Genomic DNA, 20,775 nt, shown 5'->3' with positions numbered 1-20,775 from the left:
CCCGCCAGTTTCACGGCGTGAACATGAAGCTGATGAAGGCCGGCGGCTTCCGGCGGGGCATTGAACTGCTGCGCCGCGACCCCGAAACCGCTTCGGCCGCCGCCGATGATGACCCCACTGCCGCCCCGGAAAGCGACGCCCCCGAAACCGCCGCCGAGAAAGCCGCCGACCGCCGCGCCGTGCGCATTGCCCTCACGCCCGAAACGGCGCTGGCGTCCTCGTCCTTCTCTGGCAACCGCGGCCGTCTGCCGTGGCCGGTGAGCCGCGGCTTCATCAGCCAGCACTTTGGCCGCCACCCGCACCCGGTGCTGAAAAACGTAACCGTCGAAAACCGCGGCATCGACATTCAGACTGGGGAAGGAGAGGCCGTGCGTTCCTGCTTCGATGGCAAGGTGCTCACCATCGCCAACATCGCGGGCATGAACACCATCGTCATGATTCAGCACGGCGACTTCTTCACCGTGTACGCCAAGCTGCGCTCGGTGAGCGTGCACGAAGGCCAGCGCGTGAGCGCCCGCGAGGTCATCGGCACGGTGGCTACGTCGGCCGAAGGCACGTCCGAAGTGCAGTTTCAGGTGTGGCACAATTCGGCCAACCTGAACCCCGAAAACTGGCTGGGGCGGAAGTAGAAGTAGCCCATCCCACCAGCCACGAATTGAAAAGGCCCCTCGATGTTCGACAGCGCACTGCGCTTGTCGAACATCGAGGGGCCTTTTCAACACCAACCTTTAAAAAAAAACACCGAGCAAAGCGCGGTGTCTTTCTGAGCTATGAAAACAAACTTAGCTGTCGGCAGAAGCGGCTACTAGCAGCCCCAACCGATAACCGAAACAAAGATGGCAGCCTTGGCTAGTGCCTTGCCGGGCAACTCGGTGAACGGCCACTGTGAACCGGCGAACGGCGCGTTTGGCTGGGCGCAAAGCCCGGCCGTGGCCGGGCTTATATCAGGTTGAGGCGGGCTAGCAAGCCGGCCTTGTAGGAGCTGCCGATGGGCACGCGCACCGGCGTGCGCGGCCCAGAGCCGTCGCGCACGCCGTCGAGCAGGGCCGCGTCGGCCTCAATGGACACGATGCGGTCGAGGCGCACGATGTATTTGCGGTGGATACGGGCAAAGTCGCGCACCGGCAGCTTGGTTTCGAGGTCCTTCATGGTGCCGTACATGGTGAGGCGCTCGCGGGTGGTGTGCAGGTTCACGTAGTCGCCGAGGGCTTCTATGTACTGCAGGTCGGCGGTGAGCACGCGCACCAAGCGCTGGTCCTGTTTCACGAATATCTCGGTGCGGTTGTTGGCATACAGGGAGTCGCCGGTGCGGTTGGCCATGCGCAGCACGCCTTCCAGCTTCTGCCGCTCGTCTTCGAGCTGCAGCCGGACACGACGCAGTTCTAGTTGGGCCATTACCTGCCGGGCCAGAATGCGCAGGGCATCGCGCTGGTCGGCTGTGAGCACGCGCGGCACCGTGTCGATGGCGCAGAGCGTGCCCAGGGGCTGGCCTTCGGGCGAGAGCAGCGGGGCCCCGGCGTAGAAGCGAATGTTGGGGTCGCTGGTCACGAGGGGGTTATTGGCAAATCGCGCGTCGGCGGTGGCGTCGTACACTTCGTACACGTCGCTGGCCCGCATGGCGTACTGGCAAAAAGCGTGTTCGCGCGGGGTCTGCTGGGTTTGGAGGCCCACGTGGGCCTTAAACCATTGGCGGCTGTCGTCGATGAGCGAAACCAAGGAAATGGGCGTGCCGCAGATAAAAGCCGAAAGCTGCGCGATGTCGGTGAACACCTGCTCCTGGCCCGTGTCGAGAATCTGATAGCTGCGCAGCGCTTCAAGGCGGTCGGCTTCGTTTACCTGGCGCAGGGTTTCATCGGGAGGGGTAGCGTTCAAGGAAGGATTCACAGCGGTTAGCAAGAGCGGTTTCGACCTGTGGGTAAATGAAGAAGGCAGGGCGGCATGCAGAGTGTACAAAGCTAAGATATGAGTTTCAGCGCACTGCAGTATTCCCGTCGAACCGCAGCAGGGGACCGGTCAACCCCCGCGCTTTATCTACCAAACGGCAGCTTCATTCAGCAAACACCTCCTATCGGGTATCTTTGGTACTCCAAACGGCGTTCGGCTACGTATATCCTCTTTTATCATCCCAAACCGGGCCGTGGCGCCCACCCGCTCATGCATCATCCCCTGTTTCTAATCGGCAGCTTCGGCACCACCGAAATCCTGCTTATCCTGTTCGTTATCATCCTGTTGTTTGGGGCCAAGCGTATTCCTGAGCTGTTCCGGGGCATGGGCCAGGGCGTGCGCGAGTTCAAAGACGCCACCGCCAAGCCCGAAGAGCAGCAGCCCCAATACCGCGACCAGCCCGGTGCGCCGGTGCCGCCCTATCAGCAGCAATACCCCCAACAGGGGTACCCGCAGCAGCCCCCGCAAGGGTATCCGCAGCAGGGCGCTCCGCAACAAGGTTATCAACAGCCCGCTCCGCCGGCTTACAACCCCAACGACCCCAACGGCCAGCCACGCCAGTAAAGCCGGCTTGTCCTTCTATTTTACCCATTAAGCTCCTTTCGTATGTTTGGTGATATCGGTGGTTCGGAGGTGATTCTCATCATGGTGGTCATCCTCATTTTCTTTGGCGCCAACAAGATTCCAGAACTGGCGCGGGGTCTGGGCAAGGGCATTCGCGAATTCAAAGACGCTAGCACGGAGATTCGGCGCGAGTTTGAGCAGGCCGGCCAGCCGGCTCAGCCGAATAATTATGCGCAGCAAAACGGCTACGGCCCCCAAAACCCTTACCCTGCGCCGCAGCCCGCGCCCAACGCGGAAACTGGTTCCGGCTTCGACCCCTGGGCCACGCCCGCCTACGTGGCTCCTACGGCCGATGCCGAGTACCTGCAGCATCCCAACATCCCGGAGCCCAACCCGGCCCCGGAACCCGCGCCGCCGGTGGCGCACCAGCTGCCGCCCAATATGGCCCCGGAAGGCACCCAGCCCCGGCAGCCCTACATTCCGGCCAACGCCAGTCCTAGCGCTGATGCCTAACTTTGGGCGCACCTAATCTGCAAGTAGTTTGAAGCGTTTTCAGTCTTTATCCGAAGTTCGTAGCGAGCTGGCGGCGGGCACCACGTCCTGCCGGCAGCTCGTTGAGTATTACCTGGGCAACATCGAGCGCCAGAACCCCACCCTCAACGCCTTCTTGGAAGTGTGGCCCGACGAGGCCCGCGCCCAGGCCGACGCCGTAGATGCCAAGCTGGCGGCCGGTACCGCTGGGCCGCTGGCAGGCATGGTCATTGGCATCAAAGACGTGCTGGCCTACGCCGGGCATTCGCTGCAAAGCAGCAGCCTGATGCTCGACGGCTTCAAGTCGCTCTTTACCGGCACGGCCGTGCAGCGCCTGCTCGACGCCGACGCCATCCTCATCGGCCGCCAGAACTGCGACGAGTTTGCCATGGGTGGCTCCAACGAAACCTCCTACTTCGGCCCGGCCCGCAACGCCGCCGACCCCGAGCGCGTGCCCGGCGGCTCGTCGGGCGGCTCGGCCGTGGCCGTGCAGGCCGACATGTGCCTGGCTTCGATTGGCTCCGACACGGGCGGCTCGGTGCGCCAGCCGGCGGCGTTTTGCGGGGTGGTGGGCTTCAAGCCCACGTACTCGCGCATCTCGCGCTACGGGCTGGTGGCGTTTGCGTCGTCGTTCGACCAGATTGGGCCCATCACCCGCTCGGTGGCCGATGCGGCTTTGCTGCTCGAAGTAATGGCCGGCCCCGATGGCATGGACAGCACCGCCAGCCAGCGCGAAGTGCCCCACTACAGCCAGCTGCTCACGCCCGCGCCCCACTACCGCATTGGCTACATCGCCGACGCCGTGGACAGCGAGGGCCTGAACCCCGAAATCAAGGCGGCGCTGGAAACGCAGTTGGACATTCTGCGCGGCCAGGGCCACGTGGTGGAGGCCGTGGAGTTTCCCTACCTCGACTACATGATTCCGACCTACTACATCCTCACCACGGCCGAAGCCAGCTCCAACCTGGGCCGCTTCGACGGGGTGAAGTACGGCTACCGTGCCCCGGATGCCACCGATTTGGAGTCGCTTTACAAAAAGAGCCGGGCCCAGGGCTTCGGGGCCGAAGTGCAGCGGCGCATTCTGCTCGGCACCTTCGTGCTCAGCGCCAGCTACTACGACGCGTACTACACCAAGGCTCAGCGCGTGCGCCGGCTCATCAAGGAGAAAACCGATGAGCTGCTACGCCAATACGACTTCCTGGTGCTGCCCACCACGCCCACCACGGCTTTCAAGCTGGGCGAGAAGCAGGACCCGGTTTCGATGTACCTGGCCGACATTTTCACGGTGCAGGCCTCGCTGGCCGGCGTGCCCGCCATTTCGGTGCCGGTAGGGGAGGACGCCGCCGGCCTGCCCATCGGCCTGCAGGTGATGGCCGGTGCCTTCCGCGAGGCGGAACTGCTGGCTTTTGCCAGCACGCTCACGGAGGAAGTAGTAGCGTAGAACCAAAACCGTTTTGCTCTTGACAAATGCCCCGGCCTGCTGGTCGGGGTATTTTTTTGCCTGGCTGTCACCCAAACCTTGTTGCCGCGCGTAAGGAAATTTTCATTTCATCTCTACAACTTCTTTACCCATCGCCTATCTTAGTGCTATGAAGCAAGGGATTAAGCACGTGAAAACGCCTCGTGGCAGCCGCCGTTGGCTGGGCCTGGGGCTGCTTGGGCTGCTGCTGCCGCTGCCGAAAACCATGGCCCAGCAAGTACCGCAGCCGGACTCGGCTAGCCGGGTAAATGCCACGATGCCAGCGCTGTTGGGCGACACCGTGCGGGTGCGCCTGGAGCTGCAACCCGATTCGTTGGTGGCCGTGCCCCAACAGGTCGACTCGGCCCGGTTGGAATGGCTGCGCACCCCGCCCACCCTGCGCGACTTGGTGTGCGACCGCGTGGGCTGCTTCGAGACCGACGTGCCGCACCAGTTCAACAATTCGGTGATGGCCTACGTGACCCTGTTCACGGCCCGCAACCGCAGCTACATGCAGCGCGTGCTGGAGCGCGAAAACTTCTACTTCCCCATCTTCGAGAAATACCTCGCCAAGTACAACCTGCCCACCGACCTGAAATACCTGGCCGTGGTGGAATCGGCCCTGATACCCACGGCCAAGTCGCCGGTGGGGGCCACCGGCCTCTGGCAGTTCATGGGCCCCACCGCCGGCGACCTCAACCTGAAGCGCGACGAGTGGATAGACGAGCGCATGGCCCCCGAAAAAGCCACCGAGGCCGCCTGCAAGCACCTGCGCTACCTCTACGGCGTGTTTCATGACTGGGAGTTGGTGCTGGCCGCCTACAACTGGGGCGCGGGCAGCGTGCAGCGCGTGATGCGCCGCACCGGCAAAAAGACTTTCTGGGACCTGTACCCGCACATGCCGGCCGAAACGCGCAACTACGTGCCCACTTTCACGGCCATCATGTACAGCATGAAGTACGCCGAGGCCCACGGCCTGCGCACCGACAAGCTGCAGTACCAATACGCCGAGGCGCTGGACACCCTGGGGCTGCGCGGCCGCGCCTTCGACCTGCGCCGCCTGAGCCGCGCCTGCGGCTACGCAGATTCCCTGTACCTCACCCGCTTCAACCCGGAACTGCGGCGGGCGGCGCTGCCGGCGGGCTACCGCTCCTATGTGGTGCGCTTCCCAGCCTCGGCGGCGGTGCACCTGGGCGATGTGGACCGCAACACCTTGCTGGACTACTGCCAGCCAACGGCGGCGCTTCCGCAGGCCCTGGCCGCCCTGCCGCCCCGCCTGGAGGGCGTGGAGCCCTGGCAGAGCAAGCAGCTGCTGGCCGCCAGCGGCGGCCCGCGCGCCGAAGCCGAGGCCGAAGCGCCGCGTTTCCGCCGCGTGCCCCACAAGGTGAAGCGCGGCGAAACGCTGGCCAGCCTGGCTGAGCGGTTTGACGTCAGCCAGGCCCAGCTGCGGCGCTGGAACGACCTGCCCAAGGGCAAGTCCCTGAAGCCGGGCAAGCAGCTGGTGGTGTTTGTGCCCCTGCCGGCCGCCGCGCCCGCTACGGCCAAAGCCCCGGTGGAAGCCGTGGCCGTGGCGCCAACGCCCCGCCCCGTGCGGCCCGTGGCCTCGGCTGAGGAAGCGGCTGCCCGCAAGGAGCAGGCCGAAGCCAACGCCCGCGAAGTGGCGCGCGTGCAGGAGCTGGTGCGCCAGGAAAAGCTGCAGGAAGCCCGCCTGGTGGCCATTCGGCAGCGGCAGGCCATTCAGCAGGCGGTGGCTGAGGCGCAGGCACGCGTGGCCGCCCGCCGCGCCGCCCAGGCGCAGGCCACCGAAGCCAAGCGTGCCGAAAAAGCCATGGCGGCGGCCGAGCCCGAAGAAGTTGAGGAGCCCGCCGCGGCCGAAGCCACAGCCGCCGAAGCCGCCGCCCCGGCTGGCCCCTACACCGTGCGCAGGGGCGACAACCTTACCAAGCTGGCCCGCGAGCACGGCGTGAGCGTGGCCCAGCTGGTGACTTGGAACAAGCTGCCCTCCGAAAACGTGGTGCTGGGCCAGCGGCTGGTGTTCAGCGCGCCGGTCGAGGTGGGAGAGGCGGCGCGTTGGCACCAGAAAACGACGGAAAAGGCATTGGCTGCAGCCAACAAGACCGACTCCCGCAAGGCGGAGCTGACGGGTAAAGTGCACTTGGTGCAGCCCGGCGACACCCTCTTCAACATCTCGCGCCGCTTTGGGGTGAGCGTGCAGCAGTTGCGCGAAGTGAACCACCTCACTTCGGACGAAGTGAAGCTGGGCCAGAAGCTGCTGGTGCCCCAGAGCTGAGGCGCGGCGCAGGGGAAATAAAGAGTAAACCCGGCATTGCCACGCTTTTCGCCCTAATTTCGCCTTACACGGCCACGCTGCCCGCGTGGCCGTTTCCATTTCCGAAGGATTCCCGATGCTGAAAATAAATAAACAAGACGCCCTCAACTACCACTCGCAGGAGCCCGCCGGCAAGATTGAGGTGATTCCCACCAAGCCCGTGAGCACCCAGCTCGACCTGGCCCTGGCCTACTCGCCCGGCGTGGCCGAGCCCTGCAAAGCCATTGCCGAAAACCCCGACGACGTGTACAAGTACACCGCCAAGGGCAACCTGGTGGCCGTGATTTCGAACGGCACGGCGGTGTTGGGCCTGGGCAACATCGGCCCGGCCGCCTCCAAGCCGGTAATGGAAGGCAAGGGCGTGCTGTTCAAGAAGTTTGCCGGCATCGACTGCTTCGACATTGAGATTGACGCCACCGACCCCGACGAGTTTATTAAGATTGTGAAGTCGCTGGAACCCACGTTCGGCGGCATCAATCTGGAGGACATCAAAGCGCCGGAATGTTTCCGTATCGAGACGGAACTGCGCGATAAGATGAACATTCCGCTGATGCACGACGACCAGCACGGCACGGCCATCATCACCTCGGCCGCCTTGCTGAACGCGCTGGAAATCGTGGGCAAGAAGATTGACGAAGTGCAGCTGGTGGTGAGCGGGGCGGGCGCCGCGGCCGTGTCGTGCCTGCGGCTGTACCTGGCGCTGGGGCTGAAAAAGGAAAACATCGTGGTGTTCGATAAGGACGGCCTCATTCACGAGCGTCGTACCAACCTGGCGCCCATTCAGATGCAGTTTGCCACCACGCGGGCCGTCAACAACCTGGAGGAAGCCTTGGAGGGCGCCGACGTGTTTTTGGGCTTGTCGGCGGCCAACGTGCTGCCCGCCGGCCTGCTGCTGAAGATGGCCGACAACCCCATCGTCTTTGCCCTGGCCAACCCCGACCCCGAGGTGAGCTACCAACTGGCCATGGCCACGCGCGACGACCTCATCATGGCCACCGGCCGCTCCGACCACCCCAACCAGGTGAACAACGTGCTGGGCTTCCCCTACATTTTCCGGGGGGCGCTGGACGTGCGCGCCACCGAAATCAACGAAGCCATGAAGCTGGCGGCGGTGCACGCCCTGGCCGAGCTGAGCAAGGAGCCCGTGCCCGAGATGGTGAACAAAGCCTACGGCGACAACACCTTGGCCTTTGGGCGTAATTACTTGATTCCCAAGCCGCTCGACCCGCGCCTCATCACCACCGTGAGCCCGGCCGTGGCCAAGGCGGCCATGGAAAGCGGCGTGGCCAAGGCGCCCATTACCGACTGGACGGCCTACGAAGACCAGCTCCGCGCCCGCCTGGGCGTGAACCAGAAGCTAATGAACCGCATGACCTCGGCCGCCCGTGCCAATCCCAAGCGCGTGGTATTTGCTGAGGCCGACAACTACAAGATTCTCAAAGCCGCCCAGATTCTGCGCGACGAGGGCATTTGCTTTCCCATTTTGCTCGGGCCGCAGGAGAAAATCGAAACCATTGCCCGCGAAAACAGCCTCGACCTGGAGGGCTGCGAAATCATCAACATCCTGAAGCAGGACGCCAAGCGCGACGAGTACGCGGCCATCCTCTACGGCAAGCGCCAGCGCCGCGGCATGACGCTGTACGAAGGCCGCCGCCTGATGCGCGAGCGCAACTACTTCGCCGCCATGATGGTGGAAACCGGCGAGGCCGACGCCTGCATCACCGGCCTCACCAAGGACTACGGCAAAAGCATCATTCCCTCGCTGCAGGTGGTGGGCACCGAGGACGGCGTGCGCCGCGTGGCGTCGATGTACATCATTCAGCACAAGAAAGGCCCGTATTTCTTTGCCGACACCACGGTGAACATCAACCCCACGGCCGAGGAAATGGTGGAGATTATCGGCCTGACGGCCCGCGCCGTGCGCTTCTTCGACACCGAGCCGCGCATTGCCGTCATCAGCTACTCCAACTTCGGCTCCAACGCCGGCCCGCTGCCCGAGAAGACGCGCCGCGCCACGGAGCTGGCCAAAGCCCGCTTCCCCGACCTGCTCATCGACGGCGAAATGCAGGCCAACGTGGCCCTGAGCCCGCAGCTGCTGCAGGAGCACTACGACTTCTCGCCGCTGGCCGAAAAGGGCGCCAACACGCTCATCTTCCCCAACGTGGAGTCGGGCAACATCGCCTACAAGGTGCTGCAGGAAATCGGCGGCGCCGAAGTCATCGGCCCGGTGCTGATGGGCATGCGCAAGCCGGTGCACATCCTGCAGCTGGGCGCGAGCGTGCGCGACATTGTGAACATGGCCTCCATTGCCGTGGTCGACGCGCAGATGGGCAGCAAGGCGCTGTAGGTATCCGCCGATTTAGCAAGAACGTCATGCAGAGCGAAGCGAAGCATCTCGCGTGCCGAAGTATTTCATTTACTATGGCACGCGAGATGCTTCGCTCTGCATGACGTTCTTTTTATGTCCTTTCCAGCCCCTCAGCAACTTCTTCATTTCGCCCAAAATTTTTGGCCGAAAAGCCAGTAAATTTGGGAGGGAAAACCCCGTTCCGGGTGTTGCCTAGCTACTAAAGCGCTTTTCTCGTTCCTCCTTTCCCGCTCTATGATTGCCTACCTCGACGGTAAACTAGCTTACAAAGACGCCACCTTAGCCATCGTCGACATCCTCGGCGTGGGCTACGAAGTTCGCATTTCGCTGGCCACGTATTCGAAGCTGCCCGCCGAGGGCGCGGCCACCAAAATTTACACCTACCAGCACATCAAGGAAGACGGGCAGACGCTGTACGGCTTCCTGGACCCCAACGAAAAGGCGCTGTTTATGCAGTTGATTTCGGTGTCGGGCATCGGGCCGGGCACGGGCATCGTGATGGTGAGCAGCATGAGCGTGGGCGAAATCCGCGACGCCATCGTGCACGAGAACGTGCGGGCCATTCAGGCCATCAAAGGCGTGGGCCCCAAGACGGCCCAGCGCGTGATATTGGAGCTGCGCGACAAGCTGCGCAAGGACGAGCTGCTGGCCAAAGCCGGCGTCGACACCGTGCCCCTGGCCCGCCAGCACAATACGCACCGCGCCGAAGCGTTGCAGGCTCTGGTGACCCTGGGCTTTGCGCGGGCCGCCGCCGAAAAGCAACTGGACCAGATTCAGCAGAAACACGGCAGCGACCTGAGCGTGGAGGAATTGATTAAATTTGCTTTGAAGTCGCATTGAGTCGCGGCGCGAAAATTGCTTTCGCGCTGCTGCACGGGTTGCCTCATCCGACTTGCTACCTTCCGTAAAATGCCGTGCTTGGTGCGGGCCGTTTGGCCGGCGTCGTTATCCACTTATCCTGCTTGAAATCCGGTCAGAAATTACTCCCCGCGTCGGTCGTTGTGGTTGCGTCGTTGGTGGCGTGGTGGGCGCAGGCCTCGCCCACGGCTTCGGCGCGCCTCGGTGGAGCGTGGCTGCGCGCCAGCCGCGCCCTTGCCCTCGACACCCCCCGCCCCAAGGGCGCGGTGGTGGATACCACGGGGCCGTACAAGCCCAGCAAGCGCCCGCGGGTGCGGGCCCAGGACCGGCCGGGCAGCCCCTTCGGGCAGCGCCGCCGCACCTCGCCGCTGGTGCTGCCGTTGCCTAAGAACGTAAAACTGAACGTGCAGGTTGACGACAGCCTGAAACAATTCAGCGTAGAGGAAAAAGTCGGGAAGGACATCGACTACCGCGACCCCAGCGTGCTCAGCTACAAGGAGTACGAAGAGTACCAGCGCCGGCAGGCCGTGGCCAACTACTACCGCGAAAAAGCCAAGGGCGGCGTGACCGGCCCGGCCGCCGCGCCCGGCACCCCGCAGGCGCAGCGCCTGATACCCAAAATTTACCTCGGGCCCATTGCCAACCGCATTTTCGGGGGCAGCTACGTCGACATCCGGCCCGCGGGCTCGGTGACGATGAAGTTTGGCGGCCGCTTTAACAAAAACGAGAACCCCGCGCTGACGCTGCGCCAGCAGAGCGTGGGCGACTTTCTGTTTGAGCAGAACATCAACGTCAACCTGACCGGGGCCATCGGCACCAAGCTCAAGCTGGTGTTCAACTACGACACCAAGGCGTCGTTCGACTTCGACAACCAGATGAAGTTCGACTACGCCGGCGAGGAAACCGACATCCTGCGCAAGGTGGACCTGGGCAACGTGAGCCTGCCGCTCACCAACTCGCTGGTGCAGGGCGGCCAGAACCTGTTCGGCATCAAGACCCAGATGCAGTTTGGCAACCTGGGCGTAACGGCCGTGGCCGCCACCGTGCGCGGCACCGCCGACGAGGTGCGCATCCAGAACGGCGCCCAGAGCCGGCAGTACGAAATCAAGGTGAGCCAGTACGAGAAGGACCGGCACTTTTTCCTGTCGCAGTTCTTCCGCGACCGGTACGACCAAGCCCTGCGCAACCTGCCCACCATCCAGAGCGGCATCACCATCAACCGCCTGGAGGTGTACGTGACCAACGACAACCGCACCACCGAGAACCTGCGCAACGTGGTGACGCTCATGGACCTGGCCGAGCCGTCGCGCTTGTACCGCGCGAAGTACCGCATTGGCTCGCCCAGCGTTCAGGCGCCCGCCGACAACAAGGCCAACACCGAATACCAGACCGTGGTGGTGAACGGCAGCCGCGATGCCCGCGACAACCTGCGCGTGGATGATTTCCTGCAAATCGGGCAGGGCCTGAGCAAGAACATCGACTACGAACGGGTGCGCGCCCGCAAGCTCGACACCCGCGAATACACCTTCAACGCCCAGCTGGGCTACATCTCGCTGAACACGGCCCTGCTGCCCGACCAGGTGCTGGGCGTGAGCTACGAGTACATTTTCAACGGCAAGACCTACAAGGTGGGGGAAACGCAGGACGACTACAGCACCCGCGGCCCCGAAGAAGTGGTGTTTCTGAAGATGCTGCGCGCCAGCAACCCCGGCGTGGGCCTGATAACGGACCCGAGCCAGAACCCGGACAACCCGAACCTGCTGACGCGCAACACGCCGACCTGGGATTTGATGATGAAAAACATCTATCCCCTGAACGCCTCGCAGCTGCAGCGCGACAACTTCCAGCTGCAAATCATTTACAAAGACGACGCAACGGGCGTCGACCTGATTTCGCTGAAAGAGGGTGCCCGCCTGGCCAACCGCCCGCTGATTGAGGTGCTGAACCTCGACCACGTGAACTCCAACAACGACAAGCTGCCCGACGGCAACTTCGACTACTTCCCGGGCGTGACCATCGACCCGGAGTTGGGCAAGATTATCTTCCCCAACGTGCAGCCGTTTGGCTCCTATCTGGCCACGCAGCTGGCCGGCGAGCCCGACCTGATAACCAAGTACGTGTACTCGGAGCTGTACAACCAGACCCAGAGCGACGCCCAGCAGGTGCAGGAAAAGGACAAGTTTTTCCTGCGCGGGCGCTTCCAGGGCGGGTCGAGCTCCGACGAGATTAACCTGCCGGGCATCGGCATTGCGCAGGGCTCGGTGCGGGTGCGCTCGGGCTCGACGCTGCTGACCGAAGGCACCGACTACCAGGTATTTTACGACCAGGCCAAGGTGAAAATCCTGAACCCGGCCTACCTGAACTCGGCCAACGAGCTGCGGGTGGAGTTTGAGAAAAACGCCCTGGTGCAGGTGCAGCCGCGCAAGCTGGTGGGCGTGCGCCTCGACTACAAGCTGAGCAACGACGCCAACATTGGGGGCACGGCCCTGCACCTGCTCGAAAACCAGGCGCCGGGCATCAACCGCGTGAACATCGGCGACGAGCCGGGCAACAACACCATCGTCGGCCTCGACGGCAGCATCCGGAAAGAAAGCCGGGTGCTGACCAAGTACCTCGACATGCTGCCGCTGATTTCGACCAAGGAAATCTCGACCGTGGCCTTTAGCGGGGAGTTTGCCAAGCTGCTGCCGGGCCGCTCGCAGCTGGGCAACGGTGAAAACGGCGTGTCGTACATCGACGACTTTGAAAACGCCCGCACGCCCTACACGCTGGGCGGGCTGGCCAGCATTCCGGCCTGGCGCCTGGCCTCGACGCCCTTGCCCATTCAGGGCAGCAGCGTGGGCGGGCTGGCCTACAACTACCAGCGCGCCAAGCTGGCCTGGTACACCATCGACCAAGCGTATTACACCGGCGGGCCCAACGTGCCCACCAACATCAACGGCGCCGACCTGGCCAACCACTACACCCGCGGGGTGAAGCGCGACGAGGTGTTTCCGAACAAGGACCTGGGCTCGACCGGCAACGGCTTCGAGTACACCTTCGACCTGGCGTATTTCCCGAAGGAGCGCGGCCCCTACAACTACAACCCGAGCATCGACAACGCGGGCAAATTCTTTACGGGCACCGAGGCCACGGCCACGGGGCTGGTGAACAAGTTCGGGGGCATCAGCCGGGCCATCACCTTCGACACGGATTTCGACAACGCCAACATCGAGTACCTGGAGTTCTGGCTGATGGACCCGTTTCTGAAAGACAGCAACCCCAATGCGCCCGCCGAGCGCGTGAACGTGTACGACACCGACGGCACCAACGCGCCCAACATCAGCGGCGGCGACTTGGTGGTGAACCTGGGCAACGTGAGCGAGGACGTGCTGAAGGACAACAACCAGCACGAGTTCGAAAACGGCCTGCCCGTGCCCGGGGCCGACACCACCGGCGTCTCGCGCAAAACGCCCTACGGCATCGTGACGCGCCAGCAGTTTCTGACCGATGCCTTCAACGCCGCGCCGGGCGCCCGCACTGCCCAGGACGTAGGTTTGGATGGGGTAAATGATGACAATGAGCGCCAGCAGACGCAATACGGCGCGCCCTTTGTGAGCCTGCCCGACCCTTCGGCCGACAACTTCCGCCACCACCTCGACCCCAGCTACGACCAGAGCAACACCAACTTGCTGGGCCGCTACAAAAACTACGACAACTACGAAGGCAACTCGCCCGAGAACAGCCAGCTCAGCTCGACGGCCTTCCCCGATAAAGAGGACCTGAACCGTGACAACGTGGTGCAGGACGTGGAGCGCTACTACGAGTACCGCATGCGCCTGCGGCCCGGCACGCTGGACGTGGGCTCGAACTACATCATCGACAAGGTGACCAACAACATCGGGGGCGACAACGTGACGTGGTACCAGTTCCGGATTCCGATTCGCGACAACCCCACGGTGCGCGGCGCGACGCAGCCCTTTGGCTTCAAGTCGATTCGCTTCCTGCGCATGTACATGACCGGCTGGCAGGAGCCGGTGGTGCTGCGCCTGGTGCAGCCCCAGTTTGTGGCCAACCAGTGGCGCCGCTACAACTACCGCATTACTGATAACCGCTCTGGCACGGTGCCGCCCCAAAACCAGCTCACCGATGCCGATGCCTTCAACGTGTCGACGGTGAGCGTGGAAGAAAACGGCGTGGCGCAGGGCGGCGGCATTCCCTACGTGTCGCCCCCCGACATCAAGCGCGACAAGGAATATGGCAGCAGCAGCACCTCGCGCCTGCAAAACGAGCAGAGCTTGCGCCTGGCCGTGGTGAACCTGCGCGACGGCTACGCCAAAGCGGCCTACAAAAACATCACCATCAACATGCTGCGCTACAAGCGCCTGCGCCTGTTCCTGCACGGCGACAGCGAAGACCCCAGCATGCGCGACGGCGAGGTGCGCGCCTTCCTGCGCATCGGCACCGACTACACCCAGAACTACTACGAATACTCGCTGCCCTTGGAGCTCACCCGCACCGGCACGAGCCCCGACGAGGTGTGGCCCGTGGCCAACCGCGTGGACGTGGCCTTCCAGGATTTCATCGACGCCAAGGCCAAGCGCAACCAGCAGTCCACGGTGAACTTATTGGTGCCGTTTACGGTGAACTTGCCCAACGGCGCCACCATCACCGTGGTGGGCAACCCCGACTTCTCGGCGGTGCAGGGCGTGATGCTGGGCATTCTGAACCCCATCACCGACAACGTGGACCCCAGCCAGACCTCGAAAACGGTGAACCTGTGGGCCGACGAATTCCGGGTGTTCGACTTTGAGCAGCAGGCCGGCTACGCGGCCACGGCCCGCCTCAACGTGAAGCTGGCCGACCTGGCCAACATCACGGCCACCGGCAGCTACACCAGCGTGGGCTTTGGCGGCCTGCAGGACAAGGTGCAGCAGCGCGCCATCGACAACACCTTCCGCGGCGACCTCAACGCCACGGTAGCGGCCGAAAAGTTCCTGCCCGAGCAGCTGCACCTGCGCGTGCCGGTGCTGCTGCAGATTGGCCAGGAAACCCGCTCGCCCCTCTACGACCCCCTCGACCCCGACACCAAGCTGGAGCAAAGCCTGCAGAAGTTCAAGAAAGTCGACGGCAGCATCAATTCCGAAGCCCAGGCCGAGTACCGCAAGAAGGTCATCGACCAAACCACCAGCCGCAGCATCTCGGTGCTGAACGTGCGCAAGGAGCGCGGCCCCGCCAAGCCCGGTGCCCCGCTGGCCAAGCCCAAGCCCTGGGACATCGAGAACGTGGCCCTGAGCTACTCACTCACCGACCGCCTGCACACCGACATCCGCACCGACCGCGACTACACCAAGTCCTACACCGCGGCCGTGGCCTACGTGTACCAAACCACGCCCAAGAACTACACGCCCCTGGCCAACTTCAAGGCCCTGGACAACCCGTACCTGAAGATTTTCAAGGAAATCAACTTCACGCCGCTGCCCTCGCGCTTCTCGTTCCGCACCGACATCGACCGGCGCTACAACGAGCGGTTCCTGCAGCGCATCCTGACGGCCGGCACCCTGCCGTCGACGGATGGCATCGCGCCCGTGATTCAGAAGTCGTTCTACATCAGCCGGATTTACGACCTGAAGTGGGACCTGACCAAGAGCCTGATTTTCGACTACACCGCCACCAACCGCGGCGTGGTGGACGAAGGGACCGGGCGCACCATTGGTGTGAGCGACGAGGCCATTCGCAACCGCGAGCAGCTGCAGCAAAACCTGCTGCGCGGCGGCCGCACCACCAACTTCACGCAGGTGGCCGCCCTCACCTACCGCCTGCCGCTCGACAAGTTTCCGCTCACCGACTGGCTGAGTGCCGACACCCGCTACGCCGCCACCTACAGCTGGCAAGCCTCGCCGCTGGGACAAACGGCGTTGGCGGACCCCACCAATCCTGACAATACCGATACAAAAGAGCTGAACCTGGGCAACACCATCCAGAACAACGCCGAACTGAGCGCCAATGGCAAGATTGACCTGGTGAAGCTGTACAACAAGGTGAAGTTCCTGAACATCATCAACAACGCTCCGCCGCCCGTGGACCGGCCCCGACCCACCCGCGCGGCTCCCGGTGCGCCTGCCGTGCCCGCCGCGGCCGACACTACCCGCGAGAAAAACCGCTTTGTGAAAGCCGTGCTGCGCTCGCTGATGACGGCCCGCTCCCTCAATTTCACCTACACCCGCGCCAACGGCACGCTGCTGCCCGGCTACCTGCCCAAAACCAAGGTGTTCGGCCTCGACCGCGACCTGACCGCGCCGGGCCTGGGCTTTATCTTGGGCGAGCAGCCCAGCCTGGCCGACCTCTATGAGCGCGCCCGCGACAACGGCTGGTACACGCCCCAAAGCGAATACCTCAACACGCCGCTCAGCTCGCTGCTCACCGAAACCCTGACCCTGCGCACCGCCTTGGAGCCCTTCCGCGACTTCAACATTCAGCTGGACGCGCGCCGGCAGCTGGCCCGCAACCGCGATGCCTACTACCGCCGGCAAATCGATTCGATAACGCTGGTGGCGGCGCCCAATGCGCCCATCGTGACGCAGTCGTTGGGCACGGGTTCGTTCAGCACGTCCACCATTACCATTCAGACCTTGTTTGGCGATTTGAGCGCCAACGGTGAGTCGTCGAAGGCCTTCCAGCGCTTCATCGACAACCGCGGCATCGTGCGCGACCGACTGGCCCGGGCCAACCCCGCCACGGGGCCGAACGTCAACCCCGATGCAGGCTACGGCTACAACTCGCAGGACGTGCTGGTGCAAAGCTTCATCGACGCCTACCACGGCAAGTCGTCGGACGGGTACAAAGCCGAGAAGTTCAACCCCTTTGCCCTGCTGCCCCTGCCCAACTGGCGCGTCGACTACAACGGCTTTGCCCAGCTGCCGCTTATCAAGCGCTACTTCAGCTCGTTCACCCTCAACCACGCCTATTCGTCGGTGTACAGCGTGGGCAGCTACACCACGGCCAACGTGTACAGCGACGAACTCGGCGGTTTTCCCACCCAGCGCAGCCCCACCTCCGGCCAGTTCATTCCCTACTACATTCTGGGGCAGGTGAGCATCGTGGAGCGCCTGGCGCCGCTCATCGGGGTCAATTTTCAGACGGTGAGCAAGGTGACCGGCCGCGCCGAATACCGCACCGACCGCGCCGTGGTGCTGAACACCTCCAACGCCCAGGTCACGGAGCTGTCGACCACCGAATTCATCATCGGCTTCGGCTATGCCACCAACAGCCTCAAACTGCCCTTCAAGGTGGGCGGCGAGCAGCGCGTGCTGAAAAACCAGCTCACCGCCCGCCTCGACCTCAGCATCCGCGACAACATCACGGTGCAGCGCAGCATCATCGACACCTACGACCCCGTGAATACGCAGGGGCCGGGTGGAACGGCCCTGCCCGCTAGCTTGGGCCGCGCCAGCAGCACCATCACCAACGGCTCGAAAACCCTGCAGCTGCGCCCCACCATCGACTACTTACTGAACACCCGCCTCAACCTGCAGCTGTACTACAGCCAGACCGTGACCACGCCGCGCATCAGCAACGCCTTCCGCAACTCTACCAGCGAAGGCGGCATCCAGCTGCGCTACAGCCTCACGCAGTAAGCGGTAGTGGAGCGGCGGGCTGATGATGGAGTTGAATGTGTACTTTTGACCCACCAACTCACCACTCCATTAACTCACCATTCCGCCATATATGAACCTGCCCGCCACCCTCCACTACACCAAGGACCACGAATGGATTCGCGTTGAAGGCGATGTTGCCTACGTGGGCATCACCGACCACGCGCAGAAAGAGCTGGGCGACATTGTGTACGTCGACATCGACACCCTCGACAAAGACGTGGCCCAGCACGATGTGTTCGGGACGGTGGAGGCCGTGAAAACCGTTTCGGACCTGTTCAGCCCCATCACCGGCACCGTGTTGGAGGTAAATTCCAAGCTGGCCGATGCCCCCGAAACCGTGAATTCGGACCCGTACGGCGACGGCTGGATGGTAAAAATTTCCATTGCCAACCCGGCCGAGCTCGACGCCCTGCTGACCGCCGACGCCTACGGCGAGCTGGTGGGGGCCTAAGAGCCGGCACTGTTTTGGCTTGGGCGCCGCGATGTTTACCGAACCCTTGCACAAATCATTGCCTGTTTCTTCCCCGCGCGCCTACGCCGCGCTGCCCCTCAGCTGGGCCGCCGTGGTGCTGGCGCTCACGCTCACGCCTGCCGATGAAATGCCGCGCACGCCCGTGTGGGAGCTGTTGTCGTTCGACACAGCCGCCCACGCGGGCGTGTTTTTTGTGCTTGCCGGGCTGAGCTGGTTTTCGCTGCGCCGGCAGCGCCGCTGGCCCCGCCTGGCCCGCCACGCCGGCGCGGCGGTGCTGGCGGCCAGCTTCCTGTTTGGGGCCCTCATCGAAGTGCTGCAGCTGACCATGCGCCTCGGCCGCCACGGCGAGTGGACCGACCTGCTGAGCGACGGCTTGGGCGCTGCCTTGGCGGTGGGGGCGGCCACGGCCTGGGCCGGGCGTTCGTCCCGCGGGCGGGCACTGGCCTGCCTGGGGCTGGTGGGGGCGGCCGTGCTGGGCGCCTCTTCGGCCCCGGCCCAGAACCTGCCCCGCGCCCGCGCCACCATCAAGAAGCTGGCCGCCCCCGAGCTGCACGGCCGCGGCTACGTGAAGCAGGGCGAACACGCCGCCGCCGCCTACCTGCGCGAGCGCCTGCGCGCCCTCAAGCTGGCCCCGCTGGCGCCCAACTACACCCAGCCCTTCGCGCTCGACGTGAATACTTTTCCCGGCGAGGTAAGTGCCGCCATCCAGTCCGACGGCACTAAGCTGGCCACCGGCTGGCGGGCCGGCACTTCCTGCATTGCGGCGGCCAATTCCGGCCCCGGCACCGCCAAGGGCAGGATTTTGCTGCTCGACACCATGGCGTTCACCAAAGCCGCCGTGCAGGCCCGCTACCTGCTGGTGCCCTGGAGCAAGCGCGTGCTGCTCATGCGCGCGGCCGACGCCGCCCGCCTGCCCCAGCTGCCGGCCCTGCTGCAGCAGCGCCTCAACTCGGCGGCGGCGTTCATCACGGTGGTGCCCAAGCTCACCGCCTCGCTGGCTGTCGAGCAAGCACCTCAGCCGCGCGTCGAGGTGCTGGCCGAAAAAGTGCCCTTGTGGCTCGATAAGGCCATTTTTGGCGATACCGCAACTGGCACCGCCAAGGGCCACACCGTGTGGGGCACGGTGCGGGTGGGAGCCCAGCTGCAGCGCAACTACCAAACGCAGAACCTGGCCGCCGTGGTGCGCGGCACCGCGCAGCCTGATTCCTTCCTCGTGGTGTCGGCCCACTACGACCACCTGGGCATGATGGGCCCCAAGGCCTACTTCCCGGGCGCCAACGACAATGCCAGCGGCGTGGCCCTGCTGCTGGAGCTGGCCGCCCACTACGCCCGCCCCGAAAACCGGCCGGCCTGCTCCGTGGTGTTCCTGCTGTTTGGGGCCGAGGAGGCGGGCCTGGTGGGTTCCAACTATTTCGTGGCCCACCCGCTGGTGCCGCTGCGCAACATCAAGTTTCTGGTCAACCTCGACCTGCTGGGCACCGGCGAGCAGGGCGCTACCGTGGTGAACGGCCGCGTGTTTGAAGCGCCCTACAAGCGGCTGTTGGCCCTGAACAACGCCCGCCACTACCTGCCGGCCCTGGCCCCGCGCGGCCGCGCCGCCAATTCCGACCATTACCCCTTTTCCGAGGCCGGCGTGCCTGCGTTTTTCCTCTACACCCGCGGCGGTAGCCCGGCCTACCACGACGTGAACGACAAGCCCGCGGCCCTGTCGCTGGCCGGCTTTGCGGGCGCTTTTGGCCTGGTGCGCGATTTTCTCAACGCAGAAGGCGCTGCCCACCGCGCAAAAAAATAGTCGGCAGCCGAATCTGCGTTCGGCTGCCGACTATCGGCTGTTATACATTGCTGGCGGCCTAGCCTTTGGCTTTCAGTGAGAGCATGATTTGCTTGGCAATGGGCTCCCACTCGGGCTTCTGGCGGTCGGCGCAGTTGAAGGTGCAAATCATGAGCTTGCCTTCCACGTCGGTGAAGAACACCAGCGTGTACACCTCGTGGCCCATTTCGGGCTTCATAAACTCGAGGAAGCCCACCTTGCGGTTGTTGATGTTTTTGACGCCGTCGCCAAACCAGGTGGCGTCTTTGTACTGCTTGTGGTAAGTCTTGCCAAACGAAGCGGCGTAGATGTCGACCATGTCCTGGTCGGCGTCGTTGTCGCTGTAGTTGAAGGCCAGGCTGATGAGGTTGTTGTTGGTGAAAATCACGCTCGGGCGGCTCTGGGCTTTGGCGTAAGCAAAGTCCATCTGCTGCTCGGTCATCACCTCAAAGCCCTTGGGAATCAGGATTTCCACCCGCTCGCTGAGCACGCGTTTCTTCACCAACTCAATCTCGGATAGCGGCCGTGCAGCCGTAAGAAAGAGCCCCAGAATACAGAGTAAAAATGTAGATTTCATACTAATGGCGGAATAGGTGGTGGTAACTAAAACGGTATTTGAGTACCCAAGTTAGATACAATAATCAAATATCCAACTTTGGACTTGCAAATATCAGAAACTTTTTTCTGCAAATGAAAACAGGACATGGCACTAATCCAATAAAGTGCTAACATTCGGCTAGTTGAGGCCGTGCCAAAGTAGCTGGTCAAAAGCTCTGCCAGCTACTGGACTTGCTGTTTTTTCA

General features: G+C 63.5%; 12 protein-coding genes. 10 read left to right on the top strand and 2 right to left on the bottom strand.

Features of this window, described 5'->3' with window-relative positions; translation table 11 throughout:
- A partial coding sequence (locus JAO73_RS19060; RefSeq protein WP_198978887.1) for a murein hydrolase activator EnvC family protein occupies positions 1-629 on the top strand: 629 nt, incomplete at its 5' end.
- A 310-nt stretch (positions 630-939) separates the two neighbouring features.
- On the opposite strand, the gene JAO73_RS19055 is transcribed toward JAO73_RS19060, so the two are convergent.
- Positions 940-1,872, bottom strand: coding sequence for a GAF domain-containing DNA-binding protein (locus JAO73_RS19055; RefSeq protein WP_198978886.1), 933 nt, complete (start codon positions 1,870-1,872; stop codon positions 940-942).
- 282 nt (positions 1,873-2,154) lie between these two features.
- On the opposite strand from JAO73_RS19055, the gene JAO73_RS23410 reads away from it, so the two are divergent.
- The 9 genes from JAO73_RS23410 (at position 2,155) to JAO73_RS19010 (ending at position 19,954) form a co-directional block, all read left to right on the top strand.
- Positions 2,155-2,508: a Sec-independent protein translocase subunit TatA/TatB gene (locus JAO73_RS23410; protein ID WP_198978885.1), complete on the top strand. Its 354-nt coding sequence runs from the start codon at positions 2,155-2,157 to the stop codon at positions 2,506-2,508.
- 42 nt (positions 2,509-2,550) lie between these two features.
- The gene (locus JAO73_RS23405) at positions 2,551-3,021 is read left to right on the top strand and encodes a Sec-independent protein translocase subunit TatA/TatB (protein WP_198978883.1); all 471 of its coding nucleotides are present in this window, start codon (positions 2,551-2,553) and stop codon (positions 3,019-3,021) included.
- A 28-nt stretch (positions 3,022-3,049) separates the two neighbouring features.
- Positions 3,050-4,480, top strand: coding sequence for an Asp-tRNA(Asn)/Glu-tRNA(Gln) amidotransferase subunit GatA (gatA, locus tag JAO73_RS19040; RefSeq protein WP_198978882.1), 1,431 nt, complete (start codon positions 3,050-3,052; stop codon positions 4,478-4,480).
- A gap of 148 nt (positions 4,481-4,628) precedes the next feature.
- A complete protein-coding gene (locus JAO73_RS19035; RefSeq protein ID WP_198978881.1) occupies positions 4,629-6,788 on the top strand; it encodes a LysM peptidoglycan-binding domain-containing protein in 2,160 nt (719 codons plus the stop codon).
- Between the two features lie 115 nt (positions 6,789-6,903).
- Positions 6,904-9,174, top strand: a complete 2,271-nt coding sequence (locus JAO73_RS19030) for an NADP-dependent malic enzyme (RefSeq protein WP_198978879.1) — start codon at positions 6,904-6,906, stop codon at positions 9,172-9,174.
- A 255-nt stretch (positions 9,175-9,429) separates the two neighbouring features.
- The gene (gene ruvA, locus JAO73_RS19025) at positions 9,430-10,035 is read left to right on the top strand and encodes a Holliday junction branch migration protein RuvA (RefSeq protein ID WP_198978876.1); all 606 of its coding nucleotides are present in this window, start codon (positions 9,430-9,432) and stop codon (positions 10,033-10,035) included.
- A 161-nt stretch (positions 10,036-10,196) separates the two neighbouring features.
- The gene (gene sov, locus JAO73_RS19020; protein ID WP_198978875.1) at positions 10,197-17,669 is read left to right on the top strand and encodes a T9SS outer membrane translocon Sov/SprA; all 7,473 of its coding nucleotides are present in this window, start codon (positions 10,197-10,199) and stop codon (positions 17,667-17,669) included.
- Between the two features lie 91 nt (positions 17,670-17,760).
- On the top strand, positions 17,761-18,141 hold the full coding sequence (gene gcvH, locus JAO73_RS19015) for a glycine cleavage system protein GcvH (protein WP_190928805.1): 381 nt from the start codon (positions 17,761-17,763) through the stop codon (positions 18,139-18,141).
- Positions 18,142-18,199: 58 nt separating this feature from the next.
- A complete protein-coding gene (locus tag JAO73_RS19010) occupies positions 18,200-19,954 on the top strand; it encodes a VanZ family protein (RefSeq protein WP_198978871.1) in 1,755 nt (584 codons plus the stop codon).
- 58 nt (positions 19,955-20,012) lie between these two features.
- Here the strand turns inward: JAO73_RS19010 and JAO73_RS19005 are convergent, their stop codons facing one another.
- Positions 20,013-20,477, bottom strand: a complete 465-nt coding sequence (locus tag JAO73_RS19005; RefSeq protein WP_198978869.1) for a hypothetical protein — start codon at positions 20,475-20,477, stop codon at positions 20,013-20,015.
- Positions 20,478-20,775: the final 298 nt, after the last annotated feature.

The organism is Hymenobacter miniatus (assembly GCF_016427455.1).
Taxonomy (GTDB): domain Bacteria; phylum Bacteroidota; class Bacteroidia; order Cytophagales; family Hymenobacteraceae; genus Hymenobacter; species Hymenobacter armeniacus.
This window is presented reverse-complemented; position numbering and strand designations above follow the sequence as displayed.

Coding starts and splice junctions, on each gene's coding strand:
- JAO73_RS23405 (WP_198978883.1), top strand. CDS start 2,551: ATGTTTGGTGATATCGGTGGTTCGGAGGTGATTCTCATCATGGTGGTC.
- ruvA (WP_198978876.1), top strand. CDS start 9,430: ATGATTGCCTACCTCGACGGTAAACTAGCTTACAAAGACGCCACCTTA.
- JAO73_RS19030 (WP_198978879.1), top strand. CDS start 6,904: ATGCTGAAAATAAATAAACAAGACGCCCTCAACTACCACTCGCAGGAG.
- JAO73_RS23410 (WP_198978885.1), top strand. CDS start 2,155: ATGCATCATCCCCTGTTTCTAATCGGCAGCTTCGGCACCACCGAAATC.
- gcvH (WP_190928805.1), top strand. CDS start 17,761: ATGAACCTGCCCGCCACCCTCCACTACACCAAGGACCACGAATGGATT.
- JAO73_RS19035 (WP_198978881.1), top strand. CDS start 4,629: ATGAAGCAAGGGATTAAGCACGTGAAAACGCCTCGTGGCAGCCGCCGT.